The sequence below is a fragment of the Paenibacillus elgii NBRC 100335 genome, from assembly GCF_004000865.1.
In the GTDB taxonomy this organism is placed as follows: domain Bacteria; phylum Bacillota; class Bacilli; order Paenibacillales; family NBRC-103111; genus Paenibacillus_G; species Paenibacillus_G elgii.
Genome location: NZ_BIMB01000024.1, coordinates 1 through 22,601 on the forward strand (window position 1 = coordinate 1; position 22,601 = coordinate 22,601).

Here is a 22,601-nt window from a genome sequence, read left to right on the forward strand (position 1 = left end):
GAAGGCACTGCTCCAGAAAGCGTTGGAGAAATCCGGGGCGAAGAAGGCGCTTACGTGGATCAATCACAAGGTGCTGACCAAAATTCCGGGCACAAGGGGGCTGAAGGACAAGCTCTGCAAATGGGGCTGCGAGCCGATAGATTTGATCACGGGACGGATGATGAGTGCTACGACCGATTTCGAATTTCCGGGGCTGCTACCGCTTCGCTGGGATCGGCGCTGGATCAGCGACAGCAGTCATCGGGGCTTACTTGGCCATGGCGTGCATCACAATCTGGATATGCGACTGGAAGTATTGAACGACTGCATCGGGGTACTGCTCGCGGACGGTCGGGTGGCAGGGTTTGAACGCTTACACCGTGGCGTGATGGAAGCGCGAAATCCGAAAGAACGAATGGTTTTGCGCCGGGATGGAACCGGGTATGCGCTTTACGAGGAAGAAAGCCGTCTGACTTATTATTTCGGGAAACAGACAGGGATGGAAACGAAGTTCCGTCTGGAGCGTATCGGGCAGGAATGGGGACATTCCATAGCGCTGACTTACGATGGTCGCGGTTACTTGCAGCAAGTAACCGATAGTGTGGGTCGGAGGCTGGAGATCCAAACGGATGAAGCCGGGCGCATGACGAAAGTGACTCATGTTTACCGTGGGGAACAACGTGAGGTGCTGATGCAGTACCGGTACGATGAGGCAGGCGACCTTATTGCGGTAACGGATGCGATGGGTAAGACAACTTATTTAAGTTACGATCAGCATTTATTGGTAAAAATGACAGACCGGAACGGGAACACCTTCCACTGGCATTATGACGGCCCAACAACGGGAGCGCGATGCATTCATACCTATGGGGACGACGGACTTTTGGAGGGGCGCATCGCATATCACGACGGCTGGAATGAATTGACTAACAGCCAAGGGCATACGACAACGTACGTCTATACCCCGGAGTATTATTGTACTCGGATGGTCGATGCGTTGGGTGGTGTCGTTCACTACGAGTACAGCGAGTTAGGAGAGCTCTTAAGTGTAACGGATGAGGAAGGCCGGGTCACGCGATATACGTACGACGAATCCGCGCGTATCATCGAGGAAGTGCAGCCGGATGGGGGAGTATGGAAATTTACCTACCGTGAAGACGGAAGGTTGGAACAGGTGACGGACCCGGAAGGCGGCAGCCGGGTATGGCAATATGACGAACTTGGGCGGATGAAGGAGATTGTCGGGGCCGACGGGACAGCGACTTTCTTTGCCTATGACGAGCGTCATCGGATGAGTCAAGTGCGTAATCCGCAAGGCGCAGTAACGAAGCTTGATTATGACGAGCAGGATAACCTGATCCAGATCACGCTGCCCGACGGGACAAGCGGGAAGTGGACGTATAACCACCGTGGGGAATGTGTGCAGATGACAGACCCGCTGGGAGCGAAGCAAGTTTTCGTATACGATGTGCTGGGCCGGGTGGTCCGCGCAGAGTTGCCGGACGGCAATGTGATCAAGCTGCAGTATAACGCCTATGAGGACGTGATTCTCGCGGAAGATAATCAGCACCGCGTCGCGTTCGGCTATACTCCGCTTGGAAAGCTGGCTTGGCGGGAAGAACGGGGTAAGCGTATCGAACTTGTTTATAACAAGGAAGAAGAACTGACCGAAGTGATCAACGAGCGTGGCGAGCGGTATGCGCTGGGGCGTGATGCGAACGGAAGCATCGTTCGCGAAACGGGCTTTGACGGGATCGTACGGCAATATGTGCGAAGTCCTGCTGGTCTGCTCCAGAAGGTAGAACGGCCCGGGGGCAGATGGACAGCTTACAATCTTGATGTAATGGGGCGCGTAACGGAGGCTGAATACAGCGACGGTCTAGTGGAGACGTTCAGGTATAACCGGATCGGGCAACTGGTGGAAACTGCGAATCCTTTTGCGACTGTGAAGTTGGACTATGATCGGACCGGTCGTGTCATAAAGGAATGGCGTGATGCTTACTGGGTAGCGAGCCAATACGACGATCTAGGCAACCGGACGGAAGTTAGCAGTTGCCTTGGCGCTCATGTAACGATGGAGCGCGACATTTTGGGACAAATAAGCCAGATGCAGGCGCAGCAACAGCATGGAGGTGTTGCTACTCAAGCAGGCGGTATGTCGTGGGCGGCGCAGATGAAATACGATGCGCTTGGGCAGGAAATCGAGAGACTGTTGCCCGGCGGCGTAATCAGCAGTTGGCAGTACGATATTGCAGGAAGGCCTCAACGGCACAGTGTGAATGCAGGTGGACGTGAAACTCGTAAACGAAAGTATACGTGGGATGTCAATAACCGTCTAAAGTCCGTGCTTAACGAACTGACAGGGAAGAAAACGCAGTACGGATACGACGATTTTGGAACCTTGATCGGAGCCACGAACGACTTCGGCAAAATCTTCCGCATGGCCGACAATGTCGGGAATTTGTACAGCGACGGACACAAGACGGACCGAACGTACGGAGCCGGCGGGCGGCTGCTGGAGTTTAACGGAACGAAGTACAGCTATGATGAAGAAGGAAATCTTACGGAGAAAATAGATCCGGACGGCACGCATTGGTGCTATGAATATTATGGCAACAATATGATGAGCAAAGTCATTCGGCCGGACGGTCAGGAAGTTACGTTTACGTATGATAGCCTCGGCCGACGGATTGAGAAGCATTTTAACGGTGTGGTACACTGTTACGTGTGGGATGGAAATACGATCCTGCATGAATGGAAAGCGGAGAAGGTTCAAGTCGAGAGTGGAGCAGAGTGGAACGAAGAGCAGCCGAAGGCTACACAGCAGCTGGGACAGGCGCTAAACCCTGACGGCTTGATTACATGGATCTTCGAAGACGGAACGTTTCATCCTGCCGCGAAGATTACGCCGGAAGGTTCCTTTAGTATCGTAACCGACCACCTTGGTACGCCCGTTGAGATGTATGACGATACAGGGGAAAAGCTATGGTCGTGTGAACTGGATATTTATGGGAATATTCGGCGGCAAGATCTTTTAGGGGAGCGTAGCGCATGCCCGTTCCGGTTTCCAGGGCAGTACGAGGATGAGGAGACGGGACTGTACTATAACCGTTTCCGTTATTACTCCCCGCATGAAGGAATGTATACGCAGCAGGACCCGATTGGGTTAGCTGGTGGATTTCAGCTGTATGGGTATGTGCCTGATCCGAATGCTTGGGTAGACGTTTTTGGACTTAATAAAGGTGATTTTTGTGACCCGGTTAAAGGGATGGCTGAGGGAGTTAGTGAAGTTACAGAAGGAATAGCAGAAAAGATTAACTGGAAAGGATTTGATGGTGCTAGAAGTCCCAAAAATCCAGCGCTAACCAAGCTTCAAGAGCATTATCAAAATCATGGGCCGGAATTTGGGGATATAACTCAAAATCAATATTTAAAAATGTCGAAAGAATTTGCAAAGGAATCAAACAGTGCCTTTAAGGAAGCTAAAGTTGGAAATTTTGTTATTAAATATGATCCAGCTACTAGACGAACTCTAGTTGGTAATGTGAAGAGTCGGGAAATAAAGACCTTTTATAAGGCAGATTTCAGAGCTGATGATCCTTTCCAGGCTGCTATTGAGACTGCAAAAGAAACAGGAGGAATTAAGTAATGAAACTGCAGAGAGAAGAAGCAATTTCAATACTTTTAAAATACGATGTTAGTATGTTATCAAAGGATGAAAGAGAGTCAATGCTATTGAATTGTTGGGGAGTAGAGGCAGACGACCCTGAATTTAAATTGTTCTCCGAATCTTTACAACAAGAATTGCTTAATGAAGAAGAACCGATATATGACGTTTTAGATGAAAGGTATGACTTGCTTTTATACTATAGTTTAAAGGATAGCTATTTCGGAGTTAAAAACGAATATTTATCAATGCTGATTTCTGAGATATTAAAAGAAGAAGTTGTAGTGGAGGGACAGCCTGAAAAGTTGTTTGCTTGCCCATGCTGTAAATATGAGACCCTTAAAGAACGTGGAAGCTATGATATCTGCCCTATATGCTTTTGGGAAGATGATGGTACCAATGATCCATTAAGATATAGTGCTCCTAACCATATGACACTTGCTGAAGGAAAAAGCAATTATGCAAAATTTGGGGCTGTAAGAGAAGAAGCCGTTCAATGGGTTCATTCGGGAAGCGACAAAATATATTTCAAGAGCAGTATAGAATAGAGTCTACCTTATTTTAGAATTAGATTGTTTTAGAAAAATTATTAACTTATGAAAATTAGAGAAACGCTTGAACCCAACGGGATCACGTCCTTTTGTTTCCTAAATTCACAACGTTCTACACTTTACAAAGCTCATAGATAAAGCTAAGGTTAATTTATTAAATGGGTCTTGTATGGAGATATATTTCTCTGTTGAGACCCTTTTTTTGCACTCGCTCAAAAAAATTCGGCGGGATACCTAGAGCCAAGAGCCCAATGAACTTATCATTCAACCAAATATATAACTCTAATAATAATATGATCGTGGATAATTAATGACAAAACGTTTCATCCGGCCGCGAAGATTACGCTAGAAAGATTACGGTATCATAAAGGACCATTCCGGGTACCCCTGTTGAGATGTATGAAGGATGCGGGAAAAGGTATGGTTCTGTGAAAGTAAATGTGTATGATAAATTCGCTATCTCAAGCTCGAAGGCGTTTGTGGTGCTTGTCCGTTTCGGTTGATAGTACGAGGATGAGGAGACTGGACTCTACTATAACCGTTTCCGCTATTACTCTCTGCATGAAGGAATGTATACGCAGCAGGACCCGATTGGGTTAGCTGGTGGATTTCAGCTGTATGGGTATGTGCCTGATCCGAATGCTTGGGTAGACGTTTTTGGGCTTACTAAAGGTGATTTCTGTGACCCGGTTGGTGGGACGGGAGATGCAGGTGTAAGTGGTTGGTTGGCCGGGAAAAATGGCGAGGTAAATTGGAAGAGCAGGCCTAATTTTGGGCATACTTTTGAAACACATGGTGCGGTCAAAAAAACTTAGATTAATTGGATGGACGAACAAGAAATATTGATTAATAGTATAAATGACAATAAAAGGTAAATGTCTTGATAATCAAAAAGCAGCAGAATTTTTAAATTCGTACGGTAAAGTTGATAAGCCAACTATTGTCGACATACCTGGGGGACTAGGACAAGTAATAAAACCTTCTTGGGATATAGTGCCTACCACAAAAGCCGTTATCATCCCTAGTTCAAAAACAGGAAAATTAATAACTGCATATCCTGTAAGTGAAACATTTAAATTAAGATGATAGTCCCTGAATCCGTAATCGTCATTGTAGAAACAAGAGATTTATGGTGGCTTGTGAAGATTCTGCGATTTGCTTGAGAAATTCATAAAATCTCAATATCTATTTGATATTTTCTTGTTTTCTCTGAATCTTAATTTTCCTCTGACACGGATTCGGACAGGTAATAAATAAGGAGGAGAAATCCAGTGTTTCGAATGTATTTGCAGCATAAAAACAACTTTGATAGAGTGACAATTGAAGTGAAAGAATATAATGATGAGTTCGACGATGAAACAAGTGTAATATCTGATATTTGTAAATATCTTCATCAAACTGGAGATATTGATTTTATTGTTTCAGGATTTGGAAGTGAGCGATGGCCTGTAGATTGTAAATTTGACCTTCCATTGATTATAAGGGAATTGCCAGAAATAATTCAAAATCTCAATATAAATGAATACAACTTTTGCTTAGGTTTTTATGAGCAAGGTGTGATGAGGGAAATAATCTTTAGTGATGGGGATGATGGAAAGCTACAGTTAGAGTGCAAAAGTTTGATGCATGGATGGTCACCTTCACCATCATGTATAATAATGGAAAAGTCAACTGTGAAAAAAATGATAGAAGAGTTGTTTGGAAATTTTATTGCTTATAGTCAAATGGTATGTCCTGAACTAATGAGTGAAAAGCTTTTTAAGGATTGGATATTTAGATACAATATTTCCTATATATTCAATGCTTGAGCGTTTGCGAATCCTTTGAGCAAGTTAAATCCACAATGGTTTTGAAGATAGATGGAAGAAGAATAAATACTATGGATCTTTGTACCTTTCAAGGTTTCTTTTTGGAGGGGGGACGAATCCATCATTCAACCAAAACACATATAACCCATGCAATATTCATATTAAGATTCGTTTGTACGCACATAGTTGCTTGAATTATATACCCTAAATAACGTTTTTCTCTATTGCATTGAACAGGCCGATTATGGAAAGTTACCATCATGATTGACCTGTTTTTTTTGTTATCTTCGTTTTCTCGCAAGTTTTTGAAATCAATCACAACTTTGTGAATAATACACGATGGATATAGTGCCAAGGTTGTCGTAAAAAAATTGCAGGATAGTCCAACCACAGAGGATGAGGAGACTGTACTATAACCGTTTCCGTTATTACTCCCCTCATGAAGGAATGTATACGCAGCAGGACCCGATTGGATTAGCTGGTGGGTTGCAGCTGTCTGATCCGAATGCTTGGGTAGACGTTTTTGGGCTTAATAAAGGTGATTTTTGTACCCGATTGGGGGGATGGGGGATTGAGTTGGGAAGATATGTTTCCATAAGAGGATGGATTGAATGTGAAGAAAAAGATATTGCAACAATAAAGGAGATATGTAACCACTTTATTAAAGATGCTGAATATGAATTAGATCTTGAGAGGCGTAAACTGTATCAATCCGGATGGACTTTTCCAAAAGCGATTATTAATTGGACTGCATATGTTTTTTATGGAGCAGACATACGACAGTATCACTCAGATTTTATTAAGAAGCAACTAGATGAAATAGCCAAATTAAACTCAGATATAACTGGGTATTTTTTGATTGATGATCATGAGGCTGAAAAGAAATTGTGCTGGCAAATATTTGGTGGAAAATTGGTTGAAACGGAGCAAGGGGAAATACTATTTAATCAATAAGCACCAACTAATGTTTTACATGCATGTAGGATCGTACAATACAACCAGCAAACCAAATATAAAAAACTTGGCAACCACGCTTGATAAACTTTCAAAGGCTTATTCCAAAACTTGAGTCATGGTTAGGAGTGAGCCCTTTTTACATTCCCAAGATCAAAGGCGGAAAGTAAATGGCTATACAAGTACAAGCTTGGACTTGATTATACAGTCCCAAGCAGAATACGAAGAAGCACGAGAGTTAAGGCGACAGCGCCCGAACTGTGGGCCAGGATGAGTAAAAATACAACTTTTCGTAGATGGACGGCTGTGTACATTGTGGAACATTCTTTACATATGTTTTTTGCGTTAGAAATGGAATTACTCAACCGCGTATTTAGTTTGTATCTTCAGAGGGTATCTATACACAACCGGACCCGAATAGGTCTTGCCGGTGGGAATCCTACAAGGTGGGCAGGAGCTAAAGAACATAAGGTAGTTGTACCAAGGGAAAGTTAGGATATTCCAAAGATCATTATACAAAGATTCATGATGATTGGAGTAAAATAGGATGTCCAGGATAAAAAAGCTAGAAATACACTTAGAGATTGATGAACTAGGGTCAGAAAGTATTCTTTTAAAGGCTTATACATTCCATATCAAAGAAAACAATGGCATATACGTAATAGAACTGGAAAATGCGATAATGTTACGTGATTATCCGTTGGAACAAGGGAGCTTACTTTTTGTAAAAACAAATGTTGGTTCATCAATTATGTCTATATACTGTCTCGAAAAGCAAAATCTAATCCAAAGAGAGAAACCCCAACCCATATGCATTAAAGCAGAATATGGTTGGATAAGAGCGGACTTCTGTAGTTTTTACCTTGACTTAATTAAATCATGGAGCGATAGAGAACAAAAATATAATTGGAGAGACCTTTCTATTTTTAAAAAAAGAGTCTGGCTTAATGCTTGCTTAGACTGGAATGGATTACAACAAACAATCAATAGTTCGGATAAGGATTTAATAATTGACTGTTCTATTATTAATTCAAAGATGGATGTGTATTGTTTGATTGGTGAAACTTTTTTAGGCTACAGTGGATATATGGGGTGGAATTTAGATGCCCTAGTTGATTGTTTGCGATGCTTGAAAAATAAAAATGAATTTAGTATCCACTTTAAAAATTTTAGACATCTAAAAACACTTGATATACCCTATTATAAAATTGCCAACGAAAATTTTTCTAACCATTTGATGGATATTTTTAAAAAACATATGGTAGCCACTTTTGAATGAGAAACAGTAATGGATAGTATGAGGTGGACGATCTCTGTAATGACTAAAAGTGAGAAATAGTTGTTATAGATGCCCATTATTCATACTACTAGTATTAGCGTTGTCAAGAAAGGTTGAATTAATTTGAAACAATTAGAAGCAGCGTTAAAAAAATTTATAGAAATTAGAAATACATATCGAGAATACTATACTCATTGTCAATTTAAAGAAGACGAAATTATTCTTGAAACGAATATGTTTTCAAATTCGATCGACCAACGTTTACCACTCTCACCTGAATTGAAATTTTTTTATGATAATTGCACATTAAGAAAGGCTATTTTAGAAGATGGTTCCATCCTAAATGGAGTGAGTATTGAGACCGGCAAGTCTATTGCATATATAAGTACACCAGAGATGCTGTATAAAAGGCAATTAGGATTTCGTTGGGTCGGTGTAAAAGAACCATATTGGGAAGATGATAGCTGGGAACGTTCTTGGGTTGTCATTGCTGATAGAAATGAAGATCCTATTATGGTAGATACAAGTAAACCAGGCTCGCCTGTTCTTGCACGTTACGAAATGAATGATTTTACAATAATCGCTAAATCTCTTGCAGAGTTTTTGAGGTGTTGACTATTGTAATAGAGGTTACGTACAAGAAATATCATGGTGAAATTATGAATGACGATGGGTTTGAGATTAGTGAGAAATTCCTTGATGATCTAAGAATTGCGTTAGGAACTATCCTAGAGGATGATACACAAATTGAAAACATTTTAGATTATTTGTATGAGCTTTAAAATGTTAACAATCCGCTAAGATTCCATATGATTTTCTGCCGCCCTACATTGAAGCCGCTACCTTCATCGTTGTAATTATCTTTTTGACTAGCGATAAGCAAGTCGCCGAGGTGATTCCAGTTGAAAATTTGGGAAAGAATATGGGGGAAATGGAACGAACAGACAACACCTAATCACTATGATTCGATTTTAAACTTCTATTACTATGATTAATTTCAATTGAGTATCTTACCAATCTGATTGCTATTCAGGTCGATTTTAAGCGGATAGGTCACTTGAAAATGCTGTTTTCTTATGCGGTAAGCAGGAGAGCGATTTGAAAAAAACACTTAACGAAAAAATTTGGTACGGGGTATTTGTGCATCATTCTTATCCCGTGATAGCGCAGGAAATCAATAGTCCAGATAATCATTTCCGGAGGTGGGCCGGGGTCTACACAATGGAACATTATCTTAAAAGAACGGATATCATCGATTTAATTAAAGAAGGAATAGGTCATCGTTATTTATTCATAATGGTGGATATTCCTACCGCATATATAGATATTTTTCATCATTCCTGGGATAGCGATCTTTATGATCGAAACATCAAGATAATCTATAACAATGCTTTTGGCAATGAACCGAGTTTATATGAAATTTGCGAAAAATTAAACGTCAACCCGGAACGGTTTGAAGCGTCGTGGAAAGTGGAATATATTTTTGACTAAATTTGAGAAGAATTTTGTAAGGCATCTCCATGACGGGATGTCTTTTTTGCATTTCCTTCATATCTCCACGAATGGTAAAGAAAATAATGAGCACATTAAAGTTACCATCCCAAAAAAAGGGGGCTTTGTTGTGAAATTTATTTTCAAGCTTTTGCTTAACGGGGCGATTGCCATTACGGTCCTTCTTTGGCTCACAAAGGCAACGTTCTGGGAAGCAGCCATTTCGTCCGTAGTCCTCAGTGTTATAGCTTATTTACTGGGTGACCAGTATGTGCTGAGGATAAGCAACAACACAGTCGCGACGCTTGTTGATGCGGTCTTGGCCTTTGTATATTTTTGGGTCGTCGCTTCCTTGCTGAAATGGGATTTGAGTATCGGCGGGCTTATTTTTCTCACGTTGTTTCTGGGGGTCGGTGAAGCGGTGTATCACCGATTCCTGGCAATCAATCGGGAAAGAGAAAAGGCTATCGGCTAATTGGCGAATTTATGGCTAAGCAAACGATAAAACCGGAATTGCAGATACGTTATCCGTATTTGGACCGCAATGTAGGGGCAGGATGTCTGTTCGGACTTGGCTTGGTAGCCTTTATCGATGAAGCCGTATTTCATCAATTGCTGCATTGGCACCATTTTTACGATAAATCTACAACCGGCATCGGCTTGGTCTCGGATGGTTTGTTTCATGCTTTTAGCTGGTTTGCAACGATCGGCGGGCTCTTTATGTTTGCCGATCTTCTCAGGCGAAAAGCCCTGCAGCTCCATAGGTGGTGGGGCGGCAGCTTGCTCGGCAGCGGCACATTCCAGTTGTATGACGGAACGATTCAGCACAAGATCATGCGTATCCACCAAATCCGTTATGTCGAAAATGTCATCGTCTACGACCTGATATGGAACTTTACCGCCATAACCATGATCTTGGCCGGAAGTATGTTCCTCATTCGATCGAAAAAGGATCAAGGCAAGCATGGAAGGATATCTTCTAATGAATCATGAATCGTTTCATTACGAGACGAGGGGGTTTGTCGAGCTTGGACTGGCTATGTTGGCCATAGCAGTTTTCGTTCTTTATGTGTATGCCGCGTTCATATCCGGCCGTCGCTTTAAACCATGGCCGGCTTACCGCTATGTATGCTGGTTTATCGGTGTTGGCAGCGCGGCTGCCGCTGTGATCGGACCTTTGGCTCATCCATCTGTCACGGATTTTACGGCGCATATGACCGGGCATCTGCTGCTTGGAATGCTGGCGCCGCTCCTACTGGCGCTGGCGGCACCAATGACCCTTCTTCTAAAAGCTCTTCCTGTAACAAGGTCACGAAAGCTTTCGCATGTGCTGAAAAGTTGGACGCTGCCGATACTAACCGATCCGCTGACGACCTCTTTTCTAAATATCGGAGGCTTATGGATTCTTTATACGACCGACCTTTTCAGGATCATGCATCAAAGTTTGAGTATCCATCTCCTGATACATGTCCATGTTTTTTTGGCGGGTTATTTATTTACGGTGTCTATGATTTATGTTGACCCGGTGCCCCATCGGAAGAGCTTCCTTTACCGCGCGATTGTGCTTGTATTGGCCTTAGCGGGACACGGTGTGTTGTCCAAGTACATTTATGGTCATCCGCCCGCCGGTGTTTCCGGAATACAAGCGGAGCAAGGAGGGAAGCTGATGTACTACGGAGGCGATGCCATCGACGCGGTTCTCATCTTTATTTTTTGCCTGCAATGGTTTAAAGCAGCCCGTCCCCGCATGAGGGTAGCCGTAAAGGCTTAACATCCGAATACGAAAAGGAGGAAAAAATCATTCTATGTCTCACCAATGCTTTTATTGCGAAAAAAACACCGAAACCGCACACAGCATTACGATCTACGACGACAGCGGCATTGAGGAACGTCTCGAAGTTCTTTGCAGTCCCTGTTATGAGGAATGGCTGCTTTCGCAAAAAGGATAATTGCTGAAAATATGGCATCTCATCGAAGCCACAATGCGGGAAAAAAAAGCCGTACTGTGGTTATTTTTGTTGAACTGATACAATGGAAGAAAGAGAGTTAAAATATATTTCATTGGATTTATAATTAATATCATTTATTATTAATGGAATTTATATTTTTTTCGAAAAGGCATGGGAAAGACGGAGACAGCTCAAGTGGATTATAAATTCTCACTGCTGGATGGTCAAAGCAATCTGATGATTGGGTATAGTAAAAATATCATCGGCTTGGAAGGCAAACCTAATAGGGACGGCGACTGCCCACTACATACCGTTACTTTCATCGATTTTGTGTTTTGCGATGAATTTAAACATACATTGCATCAAGCAAAGAATCCATTCATAGACTAGTTTATATAGGTATCGTCAACGATAAAAAAGGTAATAGGAAAATATCCATTCCATATCTATGACAGGATTTACTACCATAAAACCGGATTCCCGGAAGGTCCGGTGAATGTTGTTTTGAACGGCGATTTGCCGTATGTGATGACTGGCTATTACGGATTCGATTTTTATTGTTTTATCGACTGCCGTTATTTCAAGCGATCGTCGAAAACTTGCAAGAACAGGGCGTCACGGTTGTCTTGGAATGAATAATTTCAGTTGACATTGGCTTCCAGACTGCTATAGACTTACTGTGGACAACCGAATAGGTGGAAACAGGTGCTTCAGTGATCGGCTGAAGCTTAAAAGGGAAGTACGGTGCAAATCCGTCGCGGTCCCGCCACTGTAAAGGGAGCCGGAAGGTCCGGCTATTTTTCTGCACAATGTCACTGGAGCTTATTTCCGGGAAGACGCCGAAGAAGAACCCCTGAGTCAGGAGACCTGCCTGTTTTGACAACACTGCTATAACCTGCGGAGAATGGGGAGGTGTTAGGATGCTGGGGCTAATTCGAGACCTTGATGGGTCCATCGGGTCGTCATCTCTTAGGGGGGAGCATTTCTAACCGCTGATCGTGGTTGGAGATGCTCCTTTTTACTTGTACATAGAAATGGAGGGGGAGTCCAATGAGCAGCATCTTACAAGAGAGGTCTGCGCGAGCGGACCGGGCCGTGGCCGAAGGACGTTTCCCCTTGGTGCTGCTGGGGCTATTCGGAATTTTGCTCGGATCCATTACGCTTGCGGTTATGCTAGGACCGGTTCGCATCGAACCGTCGACCGTCTGGAAGATTGCCTTCTCGCATATTCCCGGACTGGACCGGTGGCTGGAACCCGATTGGTCCAAGGCGCAGGGCAACATCGTCTGGGATATCCGTTTTCCGCGCGTACTGCTCGGCGCCGTCGTCGGAGGCGGACTGGCTGTGGTGGGTACCGCAATTCAGGCATTGACGCGCAACCCGCTGTCTGACCCGTATATTCTGGGAGTGTCCTCCGGGGCATCGGCTGCCGCGACGCTCGTCATTTTATTCGGCGCTTTCCAGTTGTTCGGGCAGTACGCTTTGTCCGTGTCGGCTTTTATCGGTTCGCTCATTGCTATCGTTCTGGTGTACATGCTTGCCCGCGTAGGAGGCGTGCTGTCGAATACCCGCTTGCTGCTCGCCGGTATTGCGGTATCGATGATGCTGTCGGCTTTGACTAACTTCGTTGTCACGATGGTTCCCAAGGAAGAAGGCATCCGCTCGGCAATGTTCTGGATGATGGGGAGCTTGACCGGGGCCAAATGGAGCTACCTGACGTTTCCGTCCTGTATTGTCGTTGCCGGTACGCTGTATCTGCTGCTCCAATACCGTTCGTTGAACGCGCTGCTTATGGGGGAAGAGACCGCCGTGACCTTGGGGGTCAACATGGACCGCTTCCGTAAAGTGCTGGTGATTCTCACCTCCTTGCTGACGGGGGTAATCGTTGCCGTGAGCGGAGCCATCGGGTTTATCGGCTTAATGATTCCGCACTTGGTCCGGCTGATGGTCGGTTCGGATCACCGCCGCGTTTTACCGGTCAGCGTATTGCTGGGAGCATCGTTTATGATCTGGGCCGACGTGTTTGCGAGGCTCGTTATTGCGCCGGAGGAGCTTCCGGTCGGGATCGTGACCGCGCTGTGTGGCGGACCGTTCTTCATTTGGCTGCTGCGCCGCAGCTCATACTCGTTCTAGACGGAAGGGGACCAAGAAGATGAAGGTGGAGGTTCAGGGGCTCTCCTACGGTGTGAAGGGAGTGCCGATCATTCAAGGCGTAGACCTGCGGATTCAGCCGGGCGAATTCGTCGGCGTTATCGGTCCGAACGGAAGCGGCAAATCGACGCTGCTCAAAAATATATACCGCGTGCTAAAGCCTCAAGCGGGGTGGATTTCCTTGGACGGGCAGCAGCTGTCCGAGCTGACCCATAAAGAAACCGCGCAGAGGATGGCTGTCGTTAGTCAAGAAACGTCGTCCGCGTTTGATTTTACGGTCCGGGATATCGTGCTCATGGGACGCCATCCGCACAAACGGATGTTCGCCGCAGACACACGGGAAGACGACGCCTTGGTCGGCGAAGCGCTGGAGCGCGTGGGGATGGAAACGTATGCGCGGCGGAGCTTCTCCAGCCTGTCCGGAGGGGAGAAGCAGCGCGTGCTGATCGCCCGGGCGCTGGCGCAGCAGTCGCAATTTTTGATCATGGACGAGCCGACGAACCACTTGGATATCCGGTACCAGCTGCAAATGATGGACTTGGTCAAAACGCTCGGGATGACCGCCTTATCCGCGCTGCACGATTTGAACATGGCCTGTTATTTCTGCGATCGAATCATTGTGATGCATGCGGGCAAAGTGTACGCTTCGGGTACTCCCGAGGAAGTGATGTCGGCGGAGTTGCTGCGCCAAGTGTTCGGCGTGAGCGCGCAGTTGGCCGTACATCCGGTGACCCGGAAGCTCAGCATTACGTATTTTCCCGAGTCGCTGCTAACTCATTTGACACAAAAAGGAGCTTTAATTTCATGAAACGCATCTTAGCTAATCCAATATCCTTACTGTTCGTCTGTTCGCTGCTTCTCTTGGCCGCTTGCGGTCAATCGACGTCGAAAAATCCGGCGGCAAGCGGGGACACCCCGCAGAACGGTACGCCCAAGCCGGCGGCCTACAGCCCCGTGACGATAGAAAATATGGGCCGCACGCTCACCTTCAAGGAAGCGCCCAAGCGGGCCGTTAGCTTAAACCAGCATACGACGGAAATTATGCTGTCGCTCGGCTTGGAGAAGTCGATGGTCGGCACCGCATATATGGACGACGAGATTCTCCCGGAATTGAAAGAAAAGTACGCCGCTATACCAGTTTTGGCCGACAAATATCCTTCCCTGGAAGTGCTGCTCGGCGCGGAGCCGGATTTCGTCTACGGCCGTAAAAGCGCTTTTGTCGAAAAAGGTGTCGGCACCGTGGAATCGTTGAAGGAAAAAGGAATCGAGGCCTATGTGGCTAAAGGGACGTACGTGCCGTTCGGCACGCTGGAGGACGTGTACGAAGATATCTCGAATATCGGGCGGATATTCAACGTGCAGGGCAAAGCCGACGCGCTCGTTGAGTCGATGAAAGCGAAAGTGAAGGAAATTCAAGCGAAGGTCGGGAAGCAAGAGAAGCCGCTGCGGGTATTTGCTTTTGATAGTGGACAAGACACGGCCTATACGGCGGGCAAATCGTTGTCGACCCAATTGATCGAGCTTGCGGGCGGCAAAAATATATTCGACGATGTCGAAAAAGGCTGGGCGAAGGTCAGCTGGGAGGAAGTCGTCAAGCGCGATCCGGAGGTTATTCTGATTTTCGACTACGACAAGCCGTCAGCCGCGGAGAAGATTAAGTTTCTGCAAAGCCTCCCAGCCTTGGCGAATGTAACGGCCATCAAGAACAACAAGTTCGTCATCATGCCGCTTTCCGACGTGTTCGAAGGGGTAAGAAACACGACGGCTTTGGAAAAAATGGCGAAGGGCTTTTATCCCGAGAAGTTTAACTAACATCGTCAGGAGGAGCGGCGTTGACCACAAAAGAATGTTCATTTTGCCATTATATTTATGATGAGTGGTTCGGCGATTGCCGCAACGGCGTGCCGGCGGGCATGGCGATCGAGGCATTGGCCGGAACGGTCTGTTCGCGGTGCGGCCTCCAGGGCGTACGGCACGAGCCGCGGGCAAACGCGCCGTATGCGGGGCTGGAAGCGGAGCTGTACGACCAGTTTGCCGGGAAAGCCGGCATCGTCTTTGCCCGCGACTGGATCATGGGCACGGCCGCCGGCTTCTCCCAGCCGCCCAGCGTGCTGGAGCTTGGGACCGGCACCGGCCGAATCGCGGTCGAGCTGGCGCAGCACGGCATCCGGGTATGCGGCGTGGACCGCAGTCCGGACATGCTGAAGCTCGCGGAAACGAAGCGCAATCGCGTGCTTAAGGACCGTGCGGACATGCTGGAGCTGGTGGAACAGGACATGCTGGAGCTGGAGCTTGCGGGGACGTTCACGCATGTTCTGTGCCCCGAGGGAATTTTCCAGCATGTAACCCGGATGAGCGAGCACCGGACCGTGCTTGAGAAGATCCGGAAGCATCTGGTTCCTCAGGGGCTGCTTGCCGTGGAGCTGCTGCTGCCGCCTGCGCAAGCAAGCTGGAAGACGGTGCAGCGCAAGGTGCTGCCGAAGGACAAAATCGTCTACAAGCACGTGGAAGGGGAAACGTCGCTTCGGCGTCAAATCTACCGGTTGACCGCCACCTATGAAACGTTCGTGCAGGGCTTGGAGCAGCCCAGATACCGGGTAGAGCGGGAATTGGCTCTGATGACGCCGAAGGAGCTCGTGCTGCTGCTGGAGTCGGAGGGTTTCGAGGTGATCGGTCTCGTGGAAAACGAAGGCGGCAGCAAGCCGTGGAGCACCGTGCTTCCGAGCGGGCTTGACCGGGTCGTGTCCGATCTGAAGCCGGACGAAACCTTGGAGACGCTGGAAGCCGAGGGGCGTCTCGGCTCGACGACGCTTCCCTACACGCCGGAGGCATGGCGCGCAGGAAGCTTTCCGGTCGGAGCGGACACCGGAATGAACGCGCACGCGGCGGCGACTTCCTTCACGATCCTGGCGAAAAAGCGCTGATCCGGCTATATCTATACCATAATCCTTGTCGAAAGGCGGCAGGGATTATTTTTTTTGCAGACGTTTTTCGATCGAAAAGATAGCCCCGGCGAGTCATAGGCATGGGTACTTCATTTATGTTTAGATGAAGGAGCGTGGTTGCACGCCGATTACATATCCGGGAGGATTTTTCTCATTGTATAAGCATTTGAAGAGTTTGATCTTGATCATTCCTACATTGACGATAGGGATATGGGAATATACCCGGCATGCGTTTTTGCTTCCTTACATTTCGATGGATTTGGGCAACTGGCTGGCGCCTTTGCTCGTTTACCTCGTTACAATGACGCTGCTTCGGAAGCTGTTTGCGCTGATGGAGCAATTGCAGGAGCAGCTGCAGCAGGAGCGGGCGGCGAAGGCGGCCTTGGAGGAGCGGGAGAAAGTGGCTTCGGAGCTTCACGACGGCATCGCCCAATCGTTATTTTTGTTATCGGTCCGCGTGGACCGGATGGAGCAAAGTCATGCGGTTCCGATGGGAGAGCTGTATCAGAGCCTGCAGAAAACCGTGCACGAAGTGAACGACTATGTCCGCCAGGCGATCGACGGCTTGCGGTATCCGGCCGTGCCGCAAGCGCAGCCGTGGATGGAGTCCGTCCAGCACCTGATTGCGGATTTCAGGACAGATACCGGCATTGCCGTCCAGTTGGAATGGGAGCTGTCCGAGGACCGCATGACCGTGAAAGAAAAGGTGGAGCTGTACGCGACGCTTCGCGAGGCTTTAATCAATGTCTTCAAGCATGCGGGGGCGGCGAACGTCTGGATTCAAGGCAAGGACGCCTCCGGATCGGATACCGGCTGGAGGTGCACGGTTGCGGACGACGGCCAAGGCTTCGCATCCGATCCGCTGTCGAAGAAGAATGGCTACGGCTTGAAGATCATCCAAGACCGCGCAGCCAAGATGGGTTGGGCGTTCGCTCTCCGCAGAGAGAACGAGCGCACCATGCTGACGGTGAGTAGGCCGGATGACGCAGTATCCGGGCATAAGGGACAAGAAAAGCAAATACGTATTTGAGTAAGCCGCACAGTTTCTTTGGAAATGGAGAGGGAGCTTAGTGAAGCACAGATGGCCTAAATGAACGGAAAGACGTTGACGCCGAGCATCCACACTTTGTTCATAAAATAGGCGGAAAATTGACTCAATGGGGTCATTTTCCGTCTTTTATTGTTCGTTATAATAAGGACAAGGCTTCGCGAAAAGAACTGAATGCAGGGAGGTAGCCTTATGCAGCGTAGAAATGTTGAAGGGATTAAAAAATTCAGCGAGCAAAAGACGGTTGAGGCGTACCGCAAGGCCGTATCAGCCATTGAACGGCTAAGGAAGGAAAAGCTGAAGATTAATTTCAATACCGTATCGATCGAGGCCGGCGTGTCTAAGCCGTTTTTGTATACCCATCCTGAGCTTCGCGACAAAATCGAGCGGCTGCGCAGGCAAGAGCAGACGGAGACGAGCGAGAAATGCAGGCTTACGCAGCGGCTGGAGGAAGAAAACGAGAAGTTGCGAAAAGAAGTGCGGAGATTGCAAGAAATTCTGAGGAAATCGAAGATACCGGTTATTATTTAAAGTAAATGACGTGTTTGTTCATTTTTTCATCAATATATTAGCTCTAGGGAGTCATTTTGAATGAAAACGACTTCTATACAATAATCCTTGTCGCTTGCGGCAAGGATTATTTTTTTTACGGAAAGGGAGTGCGGGAAGGTGGAATTTCCGACAATCGATTTCGGTTGGGTCGGCAACGGCAACCTGATCGGCATGATGGCGGTGCTGCACGTCATGATCAATCATGCCGTCGCCATCGGCGGGTCTGTTCTTATGGTATCCATGGAGTATGCCGCTTTCAAGAGAGGTAACGAAAGGCTGGAGGCGTACGCCAGATGGCTGAGCAAATGGATTCTGATCATCACCACGACGGCGGGAGCGATGACGGGAGTAGGCATTTGGTTCACAACGACCGTTATACTGCCCAATGCGATCGGCTCGCTGCTGCGCATTTTTCATTGGGCCTGGTTTACGGAATGGCTGGTGTTCGTATCGGAAGTCGTCTTGCTGTTGACGTATTTTTACACATGGGACCGCTGGAAGGGAGAGAAGAAGAGGCTGCATTTGCGGACCGGCCTTGCGCTGTGCATCATGTCCTGGCTCACGATGGTAATCATTACCGGCATTTTGGCCGCCCAGATCAATCCGGGCGATTGGGTCGAGACGCTGTCGTTCTGGAGCGCGTTCCTGAATACAACTTGGGTGCCTTCGACGCTGTTCCGCACCTTTGCCGCCATCACGCTGGGGGTTGCGGTATTGACGCCGCTGAACCGATGGTTTGTGAAGGACCCGCTTGACCGCCACATCGTCCTGAAGCTGTACGGCAAATGGCTTGTCGTTTCCGTGCCGCTGATGCTCGTATCCGGGTGGTGGTATTTAAAGACGCTGCCGGATCAAGCGCAAACGCTGGTCGTCTGGGCGTCGGGCATGAGTGACTTCACGTTCGCCTTTATCAATGTGCTCGGCCTGCTGCTTATGTTCGTGCTCGGCGTCATGCTGATGGATGGCCGAACGAAGTACCCGGTGGCGCTCACCGTATTCACGGCGGCCTTCTCGCTGCTGCTGATTACCGAATTCGAGATCGTCCGGGAAAATATTCGCAAGCCCTACGTCATTTACAACTACATGTACGCGAACGGCGTGCTGAAAACGGATGTCGAGCGGTTCCGCAAGGACGGCGCGCTGGCGCAAGCGACGCTTTCACCGGTCCGGGAGGTGACGGAGGCGAACAAGCTCCAGGCCGGGGAAGAGCTGTTCCGGATGCAGTGCATCGCCTGTCACAGCATCGACGGTCCGCGGCGCAGCCGGGTCATGACGGAGAGGGCGAAGGGCTGGAGCGAGGAAGCGCTGGCGTCCTTCATCCCCCAAATGCACAACATTCGTCCCGTCATGCCGCCGTTTGCCGGAACGGACGAGGAGGTTAAGGCGCTGGCCGCCTATATTCACAAGATGGTTTCGGAGAGGAACGGTGCAGAGTGAACGCGTATTTGACCGCCAAATCGCCGGTGCCCAACGATCTGGGGCTGGCCATTCCGGGCGACCTGCCATTTTTCGAAGTGCTGATGGTCGTCGGATTTATTCTTCATATCATTTTCGTTAACATTCTGGTAGCCGGCTCCGTGTCCGCGGTGTACAACGAGCTGAAAGGAATCGTTCGCAAGGATGCGGTTCCGGACCGTCTGGCGCAGCATATGGCGACGCACGTATCGATTGTCAAAAGCATCGCCGTCGTGCTCGGCATTGCACCGCTGCTGATCATCAGCACCATTTACACCCAGTTTTTTTATCCGTCGACGATCCTGATCGGCAAAATGTGGCTGCTGCTCATTCCGCTGCTGACCGTCGCGTTTCTGGCGCTGTACGTCTATAAATTCACATGGGAGCGCTGGCAGAAGCGCAAGGCGCTGCACCTTAGCTTCGGCCTATTCGGCACACTGATTCTGCTGTTCGTTCCGCTGCTGTTCATCACGAACGTGACCTCGATGCTCCATCCCGAGCTGTGGGACCCGGAGCGCGGCTTCTGGCGCTCGCTGTTCGCGTATCCGACCATCTGGCAGCGCTACCTTCACTTTATGGCGGCGAGCTTTACAATGCTCGGTTTGTTCCTGTACGGATGGGGGAGACGACGCGAGCGGAACGGCGCCGGACCGGTCACGGAGGCGGCCAAGCGCTACGGCAAAACGATGGCGGCGGGATTCACGCTGCTTCAACTGCTTGCAGGACCGCTGCTGCTGCTTAGTATGGACGGACGCGTCCGCCATGCGTTTATGGGCGGTTCCGCGTTCCATACCGCGCTGCTCGCTACCGCGGTGCTGCTGGCTATCGGCTTATGCTGGCTGCTGATCCGTCTCGTCAGGCAGGACGGGCGAAGGCTCTTCGCCACCACCGTTAGCGTGCTGCTGATCGTGCTGACGCTGATGAGCTGGATCCGCCATGAGGTGCGGGAGATTTACTTGCAGCCGTATATGGAGGAGTCGCCGCGCACCGTGCAAAAATAAGTCCATAGAGGGGTCTTGGGCAAAATAGGGAGAGGGCCGATGTTAGGCCCTTTTTTTATCCAAGACCAAATTCGATATGATCCCTACAACTTGGAAAAAAGGCCCAAAATACAGGGTTGTATAAAATTGCCAAAATGTTATAATGATATTGTTTCGTACAAAACAAAACATCCATATTGTTTTGTACGAAACAAAAAACCTAACGGTAATTGGAGAAAGGGAGAGGATACGAATGGATTATGAAGTGATCGTTGTCGGCGGAGGTCCGGTCGGCTTGATGCTGGCGGCGGAGCTGGCTTTGGCCGGAGTGAAGGTATGCGTGCTTGAGCGCTTGAAGGAAACGATGCCGTATTCCCGGGCGCTGAATCTCCATCCCCGCTCGCTTGAGCTGTTCGATTTGCGCGGCTTGAAAACGAAGCTGGTGAGCATCGGCAAGCTGCTTCCGATAGGGCATTATGCGGCGCTGGATACCAAATTGGATTTTTCGTTATTTGATTCTTCCTCCAATTACACGCTGTATATTCCGCAGCACGATACCGAGAAAGTGCTGGAAGCGTGGGCGCAAAGTCTCGGCGTGGAAATTCGGCGGGAGACGGAGGCAGTGTCGGTGCGCCAGGATGCGCAAGGCGTGGAGGTTACTGCCGTCGGTCCGAAAGGGGAAGCCGTACTGACCGCAGCGTATGTTGTCGGCGCAGACGGGGCAGGCAGCCTTGTCCGCAAGCAGGCGGGCATCCCGTTCGAAGGTACGGACGCGACCTTGACCGCGATGCTCGGAGACGTCGTTCTGGCGTATCCACCGGAAACGAAGGTGCTAACCCATTTCAATGAGCACGGGCTGGTCATGATTCTCCCCTTGACGGACCGGCTCCATCGGATTGTGATGATCGATCCCACGAGGATGAAGGTGCCAAAGGAAGAGCCGGTAACACTGGAGGAGCTGCGTTCGGGGCTGGCGCGTATTCTCGGAAGCGATCTTGGCATTTCCGAGCCGTACTGGCTATCCCGCTTCGGCAATGCCACTCGTCAAGCAAAGCGTTACCGGGAGGGACGGATTTTCCTTGCGGGGGATGCGGCGCATATTCATTTCCCGGCCGGCGGTCAGGGGCTGAACGTAGGGCTGCAGGAAGCGGTGAACCTTGGCTGGAAGCTGGCGGCGGAGCTGAAGGGGCGGGCTCCTGATTGGCTTCTGGACAGCTACCATGCGGAACGATTCCCCGTGAATACGGCGCTGCTTCGCAATACTCAGGCGCAAACGCTGCTGATGGGACTTGAATTCTCGCCGAGAATGATAGAACTGCGCAGCCTGCTGTCCGACTTGCTTCGCATCCCCGAGGCGAATAAGGAAGTAGCGGCCCGGATCGGGGCGTTCGCTATCCGGTATGCGCCGGATGAGGAGGCGCTGCCGCACGCGTTGAACGGACGCCGCTTTACGGAATTGAAGCTGCGGCTGGACAGCGGTGCCGTTCTGGATGCGTATGAGCTGTTTCACTCCGGCTGCTTCGTCCTGCTCCATCTCGCTTCCGATGATCGGTTGAACGACGTTGTCCCTTGGGAGGAGTACGGGCATATTCGGGTCGTTCGCGCCTCGATCGCCGGGAAGGCAGCCGAATGGGACGACGTGCATACGGCGCTGATTCGCCCGGACGGATATATGGCGTGGGCGGTTCCCCGATCGGAGCCGCAGCCGCTGGAAGCCGTCAAGCGGGGAATCGCCCGTTGGTGCGAAAGCCGTCCTATGTAAAAATCAGATTGTTTTGTAAGAAACAATCGG

The 22,601-nt window shown here is 48.6% G+C and carries 22 protein-coding genes and 1 riboswitch; all 22 genes read left to right on the plus strand.

All coding sequences use genetic code 11. From position 1 onward, the window contains the following. On the plus strand, positions 1 to 3,628 hold a 3,628-nt coding region (locus tag PEL01S_RS18355), incomplete at its 5' end, for an RHS repeat-associated core domain-containing protein (protein WP_164824293.1). Then, positions 3,628 to 4,194, plus strand: a complete 567-nt coding sequence (locus PEL01S_RS18360; RefSeq protein ID WP_127461330.1) for a CPCC family cysteine-rich protein — start codon at positions 3,628 to 3,630, stop codon at positions 4,192 to 4,194. The genes PEL01S_RS18355 and PEL01S_RS18360, both read left to right, overlap by 1 nt. Before the next feature lie 560 nt (positions 4,195 to 4,754). Further along, on the plus strand, positions 4,755 to 5,012 hold the full coding sequence (locus tag PEL01S_RS35730; protein WP_127461380.1) for an RHS repeat-associated core domain-containing protein: 258 nt from the start codon (positions 4,755 to 4,757) through the stop codon (positions 5,010 to 5,012). 456 nt (positions 5,013 to 5,468) lie between these two features. Next, a complete protein-coding gene (locus PEL01S_RS18370; RefSeq protein WP_127461331.1) occupies positions 5,469 to 6,005 on the plus strand; it encodes a hypothetical protein in 537 nt (178 codons plus the stop codon). A gap of 447 nt (positions 6,006 to 6,452) precedes the next feature. Continuing rightward, the gene (locus PEL01S_RS18375) at positions 6,453 to 6,959 is read left to right on the plus strand and encodes a hypothetical protein (protein ID WP_127461332.1); all 507 of its coding nucleotides are present in this window, start codon (positions 6,453 to 6,455) and stop codon (positions 6,957 to 6,959) included. A 547-nt stretch (positions 6,960 to 7,506) separates the two neighbouring features. Beyond that, positions 7,507 to 8,238: a barstar family protein gene (locus tag PEL01S_RS18380; protein WP_127461333.1), complete on the plus strand. Its 732-nt coding sequence runs from the start codon at positions 7,507 to 7,509 to the stop codon at positions 8,236 to 8,238. A gap of 123 nt (positions 8,239 to 8,361) precedes the next feature. Further along, positions 8,362 to 8,853, plus strand: a complete 492-nt coding sequence (locus PEL01S_RS18385; protein WP_127461334.1) for a hypothetical protein — start codon at positions 8,362 to 8,364, stop codon at positions 8,851 to 8,853. Between the two features lie 483 nt (positions 8,854 to 9,336). Continuing rightward, positions 9,337 to 9,729 carry a hypothetical protein gene (locus tag PEL01S_RS18390; protein WP_127461335.1) on the plus strand — a complete coding sequence of 131 codons (393 nt, stop codon included), beginning with the start codon at positions 9,337 to 9,339 and terminating at the stop codon, positions 9,727 to 9,729. Beyond that, positions 9,722 to 10,204 (plus strand): DUF2512 family protein, encoded by a 483-nt coding sequence (locus PEL01S_RS18395; RefSeq protein ID WP_239551480.1) that lies wholly within the window; start codon positions 9,722 to 9,724, stop codon positions 10,202 to 10,204. Before PEL01S_RS18390 ends, PEL01S_RS18395 begins: the two co-directional genes overlap by 8 nt. An 11-nt stretch (positions 10,205 to 10,215) precedes the next feature. Continuing rightward, positions 10,216 to 10,722, plus strand: a complete 507-nt coding sequence (locus PEL01S_RS18400; protein ID WP_063184576.1) for a DUF2243 domain-containing protein — start codon at positions 10,216 to 10,218, stop codon at positions 10,720 to 10,722. After that, positions 10,712 to 11,500: a cytochrome c oxidase assembly protein gene (locus tag PEL01S_RS18405; protein ID WP_127461336.1), complete on the plus strand. Its 789-nt coding sequence runs from the start codon at positions 10,712 to 10,714 to the stop codon at positions 11,498 to 11,500. Before PEL01S_RS18400 ends, PEL01S_RS18405 begins: the two co-directional genes overlap by 11 nt. A gap of 34 nt (positions 11,501 to 11,534) precedes the next feature. Further along, entirely contained in the window at positions 11,535 to 11,678 is a 144-nt protein-coding gene (locus tag PEL01S_RS34560) for a hypothetical protein (protein WP_164824294.1), read from the plus strand. Between the two features lie 195 nt (positions 11,679 to 11,873). Further along, entirely contained in the window at positions 11,874 to 12,068 is a 195-nt protein-coding gene (locus PEL01S_RS18410) for a hypothetical protein (protein ID WP_063184574.1), read from the plus strand. Positions 12,069 to 12,364: 296 nt separating this feature from the next. Then, a riboswitch (cobalamin riboswitch) is annotated at positions 12,365 to 12,567 on the plus strand. Positions 12,568 to 12,728: 161 nt separating this feature from the next. Continuing rightward, on the plus strand, positions 12,729 to 13,811 hold the full coding sequence (locus PEL01S_RS18415; RefSeq protein WP_082867085.1) for a FecCD family ABC transporter permease: 1,083 nt from the start codon (positions 12,729 to 12,731) through the stop codon (positions 13,809 to 13,811). A 19-nt stretch (positions 13,812 to 13,830) separates the two neighbouring features. After that, complete coding sequence (locus PEL01S_RS18420) at positions 13,831 to 14,637, plus strand: ABC transporter ATP-binding protein (RefSeq protein WP_127461337.1); 807 nt, start codon at positions 13,831 to 13,833, stop codon at positions 14,635 to 14,637. Further along, entirely contained in the window at positions 14,634 to 15,641 is a 1,008-nt protein-coding gene (locus PEL01S_RS18425) for an ABC transporter substrate-binding protein (RefSeq protein ID WP_127461338.1), read from the plus strand. The genes PEL01S_RS18420 and PEL01S_RS18425 overlap by 4 nt, the downstream gene beginning before the upstream one ends. 20 nt (positions 15,642 to 15,661) lie before the next feature. Next, positions 15,662 to 16,753: a class I SAM-dependent methyltransferase gene (locus PEL01S_RS18430; protein WP_127461339.1), complete on the plus strand. Its 1,092-nt coding sequence runs from the start codon at positions 15,662 to 15,664 to the stop codon at positions 16,751 to 16,753. A gap of 175 nt (positions 16,754 to 16,928) precedes the next feature. Further along, positions 16,929 to 17,804 (plus strand): sensor histidine kinase, encoded by an 876-nt coding sequence (locus PEL01S_RS18435; protein WP_127461340.1) that lies wholly within the window; start codon positions 16,929 to 16,931, stop codon positions 17,802 to 17,804. A 210-nt stretch (positions 17,805 to 18,014) separates the two neighbouring features. Next, on the plus strand, positions 18,015 to 18,353 hold the full coding sequence (locus PEL01S_RS18440; RefSeq protein WP_127461341.1) for a DUF6262 family protein: 339 nt from the start codon (positions 18,015 to 18,017) through the stop codon (positions 18,351 to 18,353). Between the two features lie 138 nt (positions 18,354 to 18,491). After that, positions 18,492 to 19,811 (plus strand): c-type cytochrome, encoded by a 1,320-nt coding sequence (locus PEL01S_RS18445; protein WP_063184568.1) that lies wholly within the window; start codon positions 18,492 to 18,494, stop codon positions 19,809 to 19,811. Continuing rightward, on the plus strand, positions 19,808 to 20,830 hold the full coding sequence (locus tag PEL01S_RS18450) for a cytochrome c class I (RefSeq protein WP_127461342.1): 1,023 nt from the start codon (positions 19,808 to 19,810) through the stop codon (positions 20,828 to 20,830). Before PEL01S_RS18445 ends, PEL01S_RS18450 begins: the two co-directional genes overlap by 4 nt. A gap of 232 nt (positions 20,831 to 21,062) precedes the next feature. Continuing rightward, positions 21,063 to 22,571, plus strand: a complete 1,509-nt coding sequence (locus PEL01S_RS18455; RefSeq protein ID WP_127461343.1) for a monooxygenase — start codon at positions 21,063 to 21,065, stop codon at positions 22,569 to 22,571. Positions 22,572 to 22,601 lie beyond the last annotated feature (30 nt).

Coding starts and splice junctions, on each gene's coding strand:
- PEL01S_RS18360 (WP_127461330.1), top strand. CDS start 3,628: ATGAAACTGCAGAGAGAAGAAGCAATTTCAATACTTTTAAAATACGAT.
- PEL01S_RS18375 (WP_127461332.1), top strand. CDS start 6,453: ATGTATACGCAGCAGGACCCGATTGGATTAGCTGGTGGGTTGCAGCTG.
- PEL01S_RS18380 (WP_127461333.1), top strand. CDS start 7,507: ATGTCCAGGATAAAAAAGCTAGAAATACACTTAGAGATTGATGAACTA.
- PEL01S_RS18400 (WP_063184576.1), top strand. CDS start 10,216: ATGGCTAAGCAAACGATAAAACCGGAATTGCAGATACGTTATCCGTAT.
- PEL01S_RS18405 (WP_127461336.1), top strand. CDS start 10,712: ATGAATCATGAATCGTTTCATTACGAGACGAGGGGGTTTGTCGAGCTT.
- PEL01S_RS34560 (WP_164824294.1), top strand. CDS start 11,535: ATGTCTCACCAATGCTTTTATTGCGAAAAAAACACCGAAACCGCACAC.
- PEL01S_RS18415 (WP_082867085.1), top strand. CDS start 12,729: ATGAGCAGCATCTTACAAGAGAGGTCTGCGCGAGCGGACCGGGCCGTG.
- PEL01S_RS18420 (WP_127461337.1), top strand. CDS start 13,831: ATGAAGGTGGAGGTTCAGGGGCTCTCCTACGGTGTGAAGGGAGTGCCG.
- PEL01S_RS18425 (WP_127461338.1), top strand. CDS start 14,634: ATGAAACGCATCTTAGCTAATCCAATATCCTTACTGTTCGTCTGTTCG.
- PEL01S_RS18440 (WP_127461341.1), top strand. CDS start 18,015: ATGCAGCGTAGAAATGTTGAAGGGATTAAAAAATTCAGCGAGCAAAAG.
- PEL01S_RS18455 (WP_127461343.1), top strand. CDS start 21,063: ATGGATTATGAAGTGATCGTTGTCGGCGGAGGTCCGGTCGGCTTGATG.